Raw genomic sequence first — 8,781 nt, forward strand, 5'->3', positions numbered from 1 at the left:
CACGATTCGCCGAACCCAAGAGGCGGGCGACACTGCCCGCCCCGAACCGTGTGATGCTCAGGAGCGCTGGATAATTTGGGCGATACCGCCACAGCGAGAGAAGAAGTGCATACGTTGGAGATCAGTATACCGCGTCTCACGGCAGATGGGTTAGTTGGAAGAAAAGGGCGTCGGCACGGGGGCGCATCACCTCAATCCCGGTTACCTCAATTTGGTTGTAAAGCTGGTCAAGCACCTCTAAAGCACCTGCAAAATCCTCAAGCTTTGCCAGAGCGCGGGCGCAATATAGTAGCGAGCGCATGCTCAATATAGGAACGAAGTGCTTGGCGCTGTCTCTGAAGTTTGACGAGCTAAGAAGCGCAAGAGCCTCCCGTGGACTTCCAAGGTTCGTCAGACTATAGGCAGTCATCAGAGCACTCTCACCCTTGGTGCCCCGCTCAAACGCGGGATGCGGGATGGCATTGGAGCGATCCAGGCAGAATCTTGCTTCATCGTAAGCTCCCTCCACAGTCAGCAGATCAACGAGCACCATCCAGTACCATGCTTGACACTCAGGATTGCCCATACGCCCTTCATTTGCTTTTAAGAACGTAATAGCGCTTTTTCGCCGCGAAGCACTCTCGATTTTACCATTTGGGGTGCCCCGTAAGGCCACGGACTTATGAATCACAGCACTTTGCAAGAAGGATGTGGATGACTTTAGAGGGTCAAATGCAATGGCAAGCATCTGATTAGCACGAGAAAATAGCTCATCGAAGCGTTGATGAATAGAGAGATGGGTATTATGAAAGCCCCAAATTTTCCAAAGAAGCTCCTGAGCGGCAGGGCGATCCACATCAAGCCAGATTTGCGATTCGATCTCTAAAAAAGCCAAGTCCAGCAACGGATCATTGGGGCATCGATTGGCTCTGTCATTTAAAATTTGTATTTGTTGTTCAAAATCCTCCAGCGAGGCATTCAACGGCAGAGGTAAGGGTAAAAACACGCCACCCAGAATCGCTTCGGTTTCTTGGTGGCTTGCTCCAAGCAGCAAACAGAGTAGGCTTAGTTTGTCTGCTTCGGGCCAGTCGTCGGACTTCTCCCACTTGGCGAGCGTCCCCTGACGAACCGCGAGCCTTCGGGCAACCTCGCTCTGAGTCAGACCACGACGAAGGCGCATCGCACGCAACAACCCACCTGTCAGTGGCGGACGCTCCCCTTCCGGCAGACACACAATCGCACGAGGAAGACCGATGGAACGGCGCAGTAAGCGCTGGTCAAAAGAGCTGAGATTAAGAACCGAAATCAGCGTCTCAAGCTCAGGAGCACTCGGAAGCGTCCGCCCCGACTGCCAGTTCTCCAGAGTCGTTTTTCCAATACCAGAGAGCTCAAAAAGACGAACGATAGACAGATTACGTTGTTTGCGGCACTGACGAAACTGAGAGGCAAAGTCCAGAGTTTTTGTCGGTACCACAGTTAATGAGTATACGATAGAGCTTATAATGCTGCAATCTCGCAATTCGTGATAGTCCTCGACGGTAAACCTCGGGGCTTTGGGGCGTCGTTCCTCCGCCGCGCTTCGCGATCTCGTTTGACCAAGTACCGACGAGGCACGAGGAGGCGGCACGAAGTGCCCCAGAGCGGGACGATCTCCGTCCACGCGAAGTGCCCCAGAGCGGGACGATCTCCGTCCACGCGATATTCGCCACGGAATTTGCGACAGACGGAAAACTGTGTATGCTGCAACCTCGCAACCTTATTGGCGAATACGTGTCCAACTCCCCATGTTTGGACTCATGCGCTCCTGTGGCTGTGGAAGCTCTCCCGAGGCAAAGCGGCTTCGTCAGCTCCACTACTGCGGCACTTGTAAGGCAACCGGGCGACTGTTTGGACAGCGAGCACGGCTTACTCTCAACTACGACGCCGTGTTTTTAGGCGAGCTTCTGCTGGCGTTGGAGAGAAAAACGCTTCCCACAAGCTTTACGTCCCGGCGCTGTTTCTCCCTACCTGTCGTATCCGATATTCCCGCTCCACTCGTCTATGCCGCTGCCGCCAATCTCGCACTGGCAGAGTTCGCCCTCGCCGACAAGCTCGCCGACGGCGAAGGGAGGCACTGGAAGCTGGCGCGGCATGGCCTCGCAAATGCCTTCGCCTGTGCCCGCGAGACCCTGCGCCGCTTTGGGGTTCCTTTAGAGACGCTCTTTGCCCAGCACCAGAAACAGGCACAGGCCGAGGCTAACCCTACTACGCTGGCAGCGCTCGCCACACCAACCGCCACGGCCACACGGCTTGTCTTTGCCCAAGGGAACGTAACGCACTCTGAGGTGCTCGGCACGCTCGGCGAGGCGTTTGGGCGACTAATCTACGTCCTGGATGCTCTCAAAGATCGCACCGACGACCTCAAACGCGGGGCGTTTAATGCCCTGACTGCCACCAAGACCGCCCTCGGTGAGGCCCGTCGCTACATCAGGGAGCAGCAGAGCCTTGTCCAGGCAGCTCTCGCTGTGCTGCCCCTCGCGCAAGCCGACCAGCAGCGCTTCTCTCTCCAGCTCAATGCCAGTGTCAACCACGCCTTGCTGAGCACGCAAGAGCAGCGCCCGCTCAAGCCGCGCTACGAACCGCCTCAGCAGAAGTCTTGCCGCTGCCCAAAGTGCACAGGTCAGGACATCTGCGACACCTGCGCCTGCCTGAGCTGCGACTGTACGTGCAACTGCTGTGGCGATCTCTGCGCCAGCTTGGCATGTGAATCCTGCGGCAACTGCGGCTGTGGTGCGTGCTGCTGCACGGGTTGCTGAGAAAGCGCTGGGAACCCTCGAAAGCCTTTTGAGGTACTCAATGCGATAGGGGAAGAAAACTTCGATGATTCAAACACTGGCATTTATGATTGCACTGGGGGCTATGTTGCCAATACAAACACCACAAACGAGCGGTTCACAGCCACCTGCGCTCTCAGGGATTCAGGAACCCGAGGATATCTCGGTGATCCACTACCTAAACACAAAAAACGTCCCGATTCCTTTGGAGATGCATCGCGCACAGTACCAGACAAGGGACAGCGCTTTCCGTGGCTCGCAGGAGACGCTTGTTATCTCGGGAACCACTTCGCCTGTTCAGTTCACCGAAGGGGAACTCCCAACATTCGTGGTTCAAGTGCTACTTCCCATGCAGCTCCCTACCGAGTACGAGCTCTTTCCTCTGGTGATTCGCAAGAAAGAGAACCAGCGCGCGGTCATTCTCACTGAGCAAGGCTTCTGGACAGACACGGGCTCGCGAGGCTATCATCTTCGTGTGCAGCGCTACGGACAAAACTCCTTTAAGATCATCTCCAGCAGCCCACTACCCCCAGGAGAGTATGCCTTTAAGTACGGATTGTCTGCCAGTAAGAGTAAAGATCTCTACTGTTTCACGATCGTAGCAAAGCCGCGTCTTTGAGACGATAGGTATGGCGGTGTAACACAATGAGGAGGAATTCGGAGTTTTTCTGGCGAATGAGCTTTTCGTGCCCCGTTGGACAAATGACACCATCCTTGGCGAGATTCTTCGTCGCTACGAAACGCAGCAAGATCTCTCCTACTCAGGCCTCGCTCGTGAAGATCTTCCTTTGCTCAGAGCCGCAGTACGCTATTTTGGTTCCTATCCCCTCGCCGTCGCTGCCGCAGGGTTGGACTACGACGAGCTACGACGCTACCGGAGTTGGACCAATGCGCGGATTGTGGAGCGTCTTCAGGAGCTCGCAACACAAAACGCCGATCTTTCCTGGCGGCATGTTTCGCTCAAGCTCGATCCCACCCTAGCGGCGGCGGCGGTGAAACGCCATCACTTTGGCTCGTGGCGAGCGGCGTTGGAGGCGGCGGGCCTTGACTACGACACCATTCGCCGCTACCACGACTGGGACGAGAAAGAGATCGTGCGCCGCATTCAAGAGCGACATACCACCGGCAAGCCGCTCCACGCCAAAGCACTGGAGCGGGACGACACTGCGCTGATCACCGCCGCGCGCCGTCGTTTCCCCGCGTGGCATAAGTCCCTGGCAGCCGCAGGGCTTGATTACACCGAGATCGTGCTCCGAAATCCCTCGGAGAAACGATAGGTGAAGTCGCCGCAGCTTGTGGCGGTTCCCTTACTGGGGCTAGCAGCCATCATCGCGTTTGCCTTCGACCACAAAAATGCCCTGGGCACTGAGCCTATCGCAAAACTCATTGGGCGGGAGGGAAACACCGGCGTTCTCGTCATCGCCCTCGGCCTACTGTTGGCTTTTGCTTGGCGTCATAAAGACAGAGCCTTGGCACTCTGGGTCGTGGCTGTCATGCTGGTGGAAACGGCTCTCTACGGAGCACTCAAGGCCATCACGTGGCACGGGTTCCATGTGCTTGCCCGGCCTTCCGGTGGCGATGGTGGATTTCCAAGTGGACACACAGCGGCCCATGTCTGCCTCGCCTATATTTTGACCGAGCGCTACCCAAAACTCGCCCCTCTTTGGTGGTTCTGGGCAGCGCTCATGGCCTGGTCACGCGTCGAGTCAGGAGCCCACTTTGCCTACCAGACCCTTGCGGGCATGGTGCTTGGTGGGCTGGTTTGTCTCACGCTGGGTCAGAAGCTCAGGCCTCCGCCAGAAGCTTGACCACGGCTTTTTCCAGATCCTCATCACGCAGGTCACGGTGACGGATCTTGCCTTCTTTGTCTAGCACATAGATCGTGGGCCAACCACTCACGTTCCAGGCCGTGGCAATCGGGCCACTGGTGTTGCCATCTATCACGTTGCGCCAGGTAATTTGCTCGCGCTCTAGGATCTTATTGACGACCGACCGGTCGCCGTCGCTGTTGATTCCGATGAGAGCAAAGGACTGATCAGCTAGTTGCTTAACCATTTTTTTCTCATGCGGAAGCATCGCGCGGCAGGGTCCTCACCAGAAACCCCAGAAGTCTAAGATCACCACCTTCCCTCGGTACTCAGAGAGCTTAAACGTTTTGTCCTCGTGATCAGGGCCGGTGATCTCTGGTGCAACCATCCCGACTTGCAGGTTCTCCGCCTCGAAGATCGCGCCTTTGGCCTGCTTGGCATATTCCGTGGTCGGGTACTTTGCGAGCACTTGCCGATAGAGCGGCACGGATGCTTTGGCGTTGGTGTCTTTCGTGATCTCTGCCTGTGCATAGAGCGCCGCCGCCTGGACAGTCACGTTTTTCGACTTTGCCAGCGCTAGGATCTGCGAGAGTGCCTTACTTTTTTTAGCGGGATCGTAGACACTGTAGCGCAGGCTCATGGCAAGCTGTGCGGATTCAGGCAGATCGCGGTTTTCCCGGATCATATCCGCGACAAGCTGGTCAGCAAGGGCGGGTTTATTGCCCATCTGCACAATCTGCAGGGCAGCAAGGCGTGCCCGCACCTGCACACCGCCCTTGCTCTTCTTGATAAGTGCCTTATACTTGGGCCAGAACTCGGTAAAGAGCTTAGCGGAGAGCGCCTGATAGGCTTTTTCTTGATCGCTCTCTTTGAGCTTCTGGAGATCTTTAAACAGCACTTGCTGGCGCTGACTTAGGTCGTTTTGTAGCTTTTCGAGCTCCGCTTGGGCGGCACTCGGCGGCGGTTTTGCTTGTTGCATCTGCAACTCCTTTCGTCTTATCGTCCTAAAAATTCCCGATATCTATTTTCTTGACTTTTTTCATAGTCTTGGTGGGTGTAAACAGAAACTTAGTACCCTCAGGCACAATGGAGAGGCTACTCTTAATAATCTCGGAGAACTTGATCTTGAGCTTGTCCTGATCCAGAACCATACTCAGGCGCTCAGGACGACCTGCAGGGTTGACATAGATAGAAATGACCCCTTTTTCTTTGCCCGGCTGGAGATCATAGACACGATAGGCCTTCCCTTCTAGAGTCTCATCGCGCACTTTCAAGCTGCCATCGTCTTTTTTTACGGCGGCCTCAAGCTCGGTGGCTAGCTCGGGAGTTGGTTCAGGGGTGTCTAGAAGCTTGAGCTGAGCGGGCTCTAGTTTTGCCAGCGCCGTTTTTGCGAGCCCCACCAGCAGACCTCGCACCAGAAACTCATTGTCATCCGTCACGGGTTGGAGGGCATAGGTTTTGGCCCCCAGATCCAGCACCCACGTGGTCTTGCCATTCGAGAGGATTCGGTAGCGCTTGATCGCCCCACCGAGCGGTGGCTGAACCGTCACCTCACTGGTGTACTCCCCCGAGGCTTTATGGATCAGGACAATCTGGCCGCGGACTACCACGGCCAGTCCTTCTCCCTGAACATCCATGGTGATCTGCGACGATACCTGGCCTTGGCGCAGGTTCTTCAGGGCTTTTGAGAACAAGAAAAAGTCCCGCCCCGTGGCCTGCTGCGCCGTCTGTGGCGCGGCTGTCGGAGCGGGGGGAGTCTCCTGAGCGAGGCTAGGTGCTCCGCTCAGGAGAGAGAGTGCTGTTAAAAATACAAGGGCCTTCATGCCCGCATTTTACCAGGAATAACCCTCCGGCGACGGCTTATGCCCGGGGAAGATCTCATCAAGTTTTTGGAGAGTTTCCGCGCTGAGTGTAATCTCCAGTGCACGCAGGCTACCATCCAGCTGAGCCAGTGTCCGCGGCCCAATAATAGGAGCCGTCACCACTTTCTGATGCAGGAGCCAGGCAATGGCGACATCCGCAGGGAACTCTCCCAGCTCCGCACAGAGCCCTTCCCACTTCTCCATCTTCGCTCGGCCCGTCTCGTCGAGCTTGATGCTGGACCGGCGTGAGCCCTCGTCAATATCGCCTAGCACACCACCGAGTAAGCCCCCCGCAAGCGGCGACCAAGGAATCACCCCGAGGCCGTAGTCCTCGCACGCGGGCAGTAAGTCCCGCTCCACGGTTCGGGCGTTGAGGTTGTAGAGGCTCTGCTCGCTCACCAGCCCCAGAAAGTTGCGCCGCTTGGCGGCCTCGTTGGCCTTGGCTATATGCCAGCCCGCAAAGTTCGACGAGCCGATGTAGAGCACTTTCCCCTGTGCGACGAGAAGCTCCATCGCCTGCCAGATCTCGTCCCACGGTGCATCACGCCAGACATGGTGCATCTGGTAGACATCAAGGTAGTCGGTCTGAAGCCGTCGCATCGAGTCCTCGCAGGCTTTGCGAATATGCAGCGCAGAAAGTCGGCTGGTGTTGGGCCACTCGCCCATGTCGCCATAGACTTTCGTCGCTAGCACAACTTTCTCACGCCGCCCGCCGCCTTGGGCAAAGTAGCGCCCGATAATCTGCTCGGTAACTCCCTCGCCTTTCTTGCCGCCGTAAACATTGGCGGTGTCCCAGAAGTTCATCCCGAGCTCCAGCGCACGATCCATGATTGCGTAGGAGTCGGGCTCCGTGGTTCGTGGGCCAAAGTTCATGGTGCCCAGGCAGAGACGAGAGACCTTAAGGCCGGTTCGGCCAAGACTTGTGTAGTGCATTTGTTTTGTTTCCTAAAACGAGTGTGGGATTGTGTACGGGCAGCGCAAAGCCCGTGCCTCGGTTTCGTCCAGTGCCGCGAGCCGCTCCAGAAACGTCCCAAAGTGACGCTTGGGCATCCAGCCCAGCGGCGACTCTTCGGCATTGCTCTGGTGCGGGTGGCGCGTGACATCGAGGCCATATTTCTCGATCAGTGCCTTTGAGCCTGGGAAGATCGCCTCGCATGTCGTTAATGGATCAGCTTCCCAACCTGTTGTCTGCTCGTCGGTGAAGGCGTTAGCCTTGACGGCATTGACGAAGAAGCTCTCCGTGCCAGTGTAGGCGACACTTGCCTCGATACAGTCAAGCACGTCTTCGCGGTCTACGCCGCCGTAGAGCATGCGTGAGCCAAAGTGGAGATAGTCACGGTAGGGCGTGAAGTCGGCGGGGCGGACGGCAACATACTGAATCCCGTGGCGCTGCTGGTTGTACGCACACAGCTCCTCCCCGATGCGCTTGGTGAAGCCGTACTTGTCGTAGTGTCCGTGCCAGGCTTGCGAGCTCAAAAAGACCACTTTCTTGATCCCCGCGCTCTGGGCTGCCTGGAACATCCAGAAGGTGCCGTCCACGTTCAGCCGCCAGAAGTCCGCCTCGGTCTTGGCGTTCCAATGAATCCCGTGCCAGGCGGGCAGGTGCAGAATCGCATCGCAGCCCAGCGCCGCACGCTCCAGCCCCACCCCAATCTGCACATCGGCCTGAACAAACTCCAGCCCCGTAAACGGCTCTTTCTCGGGCAGCTTATTGATATCCGAGAGCACCAGGGTGTGGCCTGCGGCAAGCAAGCGCGGGATCATCCCCCGCCCGACATTGCTATTGGCCCCCGTGAGGAGAATTTTCACTTCAGAACCTCGCGGATAAAGTCCATGTCGGCATCGCTCAGCTCGCGGTCTACGGCGGCGAGGTTGCACTTTACTTGGCGCTCGTTGCGGAAGCCGGGGATCACGCAGGCGACGTTGTTCAGATTCAGGATGTAGCGCTGTGCCACGGCGGAGAGGTCCTCCGTTGTTTCCCCAAAACGCGCTTTTAGCTGCTCTAGTTTGGGCTTGAGTGCGAGAATCGCCTCCGTCCCGAAGCCACTATTGCCGAGCCGATGGTCACCGGGCTCGAAAGTCGGGGGCTTGGTCGGATCGAACTTGTCAAGGAGCCGTCCTTGAGCAAGCGGCGAGAACGCGACAAACGTGCAACCGTGCGTGTCCATCAGCTCCTGAAGCTTGGCTCCGGGACGCACAAACTGGTCGTCGAGCGCGTGTGCCCAGCTCTGGAGCGCATCGGGCTTGACGACAGGAATGGCCTTCTCAAAGTCGTTGGCTGAGTACGCACTCTGGCCCTTCACACGCACCTTACCCTCG

General features: G+C 57.1%; 10 protein-coding genes and 1 pseudogene. 4 read left to right on the forward strand and 7 right to left on the reverse strand.

Annotation, left to right across the window (positions count from 1 at the left end):
* Nucleotides 1-136 precede the first annotated feature (136 nt).
* The gene (locus tag RMO15_RS23115; RefSeq protein WP_309717875.1) at nt 137-1,453 is read right to left on the reverse strand and encodes a helix-turn-helix transcriptional regulator; all 1,317 of its coding nucleotides are present in this window, start codon (nt 1,451-1,453) and stop codon (nt 137-139) included.
* Nucleotides 1,454-1,763: 310 nt separating this feature from the next.
* On the opposite strand from RMO15_RS23115, the gene RMO15_RS23120 reads away from it, so the two are divergent.
* From RMO15_RS23120 to RMO15_RS23135, 4 genes are all read left to right on the forward strand, one after another.
* A complete protein-coding gene (locus tag RMO15_RS23120; RefSeq protein ID WP_309717877.1) occupies nt 1,764-2,774 on the forward strand; it encodes a DUF5685 family protein in 1,011 nt (336 codons plus the stop codon).
* 64 nt (nt 2,775-2,838) lie between these two features.
* Nucleotides 2,839-3,411, forward strand: a complete 573-nt coding sequence (locus RMO15_RS23125; protein WP_309717880.1) for a hypothetical protein — start codon at nt 2,839-2,841, stop codon at nt 3,409-3,411.
* 67 nt (nt 3,412-3,478) lie between these two features.
* Entirely contained in the window at nt 3,479-4,069 is a 591-nt protein-coding gene (locus RMO15_RS23130; RefSeq protein ID WP_309717882.1) for a hypothetical protein, read from the forward strand.
* Nucleotides 4,070-4,600 (forward strand): phosphatase PAP2 family protein, encoded by a 531-nt coding sequence (locus tag RMO15_RS23135; RefSeq protein ID WP_309717884.1) that lies wholly within the window; start codon nt 4,070-4,072, stop codon nt 4,598-4,600. It begins immediately after the preceding gene.
* On the opposite strand, the pseudogene RMO15_RS23140 reads toward RMO15_RS23135, so the two are convergent.
* The 6 genes and pseudogenes from RMO15_RS23140 to RMO15_RS23165 form a co-directional block, all read right to left on the reverse strand.
* Nucleotides 4,578-4,871: pseudogene (locus RMO15_RS23140) on the reverse strand (TlpA family protein disulfide reductase); the annotation flags it as partial. The gene RMO15_RS23135 and the pseudogene RMO15_RS23140 overlap by 23 nt on opposite strands.
* A 12-nt stretch (nt 4,872-4,883) precedes the next feature.
* Nucleotides 4,884-5,579, reverse strand: coding sequence for a hypothetical protein (locus RMO15_RS23145; RefSeq protein ID WP_309717885.1), 696 nt, complete (start codon nt 5,577-5,579; stop codon nt 4,884-4,886).
* Between the two features lie 25 nt (nt 5,580-5,604).
* The gene (locus RMO15_RS23150) at nt 5,605-6,423 is read right to left on the reverse strand and encodes a hypothetical protein (RefSeq protein WP_309717888.1); all 819 of its coding nucleotides are present in this window, start codon (nt 6,421-6,423) and stop codon (nt 5,605-5,607) included.
* Nucleotides 6,424-6,432: 9 nt separating this feature from the next.
* On the reverse strand, nt 6,433-7,395 hold the full coding sequence (locus RMO15_RS23155; protein WP_309717891.1) for an aldo/keto reductase: 963 nt from the start codon (nt 7,393-7,395) through the stop codon (nt 6,433-6,435).
* Between the two features lie 12 nt (nt 7,396-7,407).
* A complete protein-coding gene (locus RMO15_RS23160; protein WP_309717894.1) occupies nt 7,408-8,271 on the reverse strand; it encodes an NAD(P)-dependent oxidoreductase in 864 nt (287 codons plus the stop codon).
* The coding region (locus tag RMO15_RS23165) for an aldo/keto reductase (protein WP_309717895.1) at nt 8,268-8,781 on the reverse strand (514 nt) is incomplete at its 5' end. The genes RMO15_RS23165 and RMO15_RS23160, both read right to left, overlap by 4 nt.

The sequence above is a fragment of the Armatimonas sp. genome (assembly GCF_031410135.1).
GTDB lineage: Bacteria > Armatimonadota > Armatimonadia > Armatimonadales > Armatimonadaceae > Armatimonas.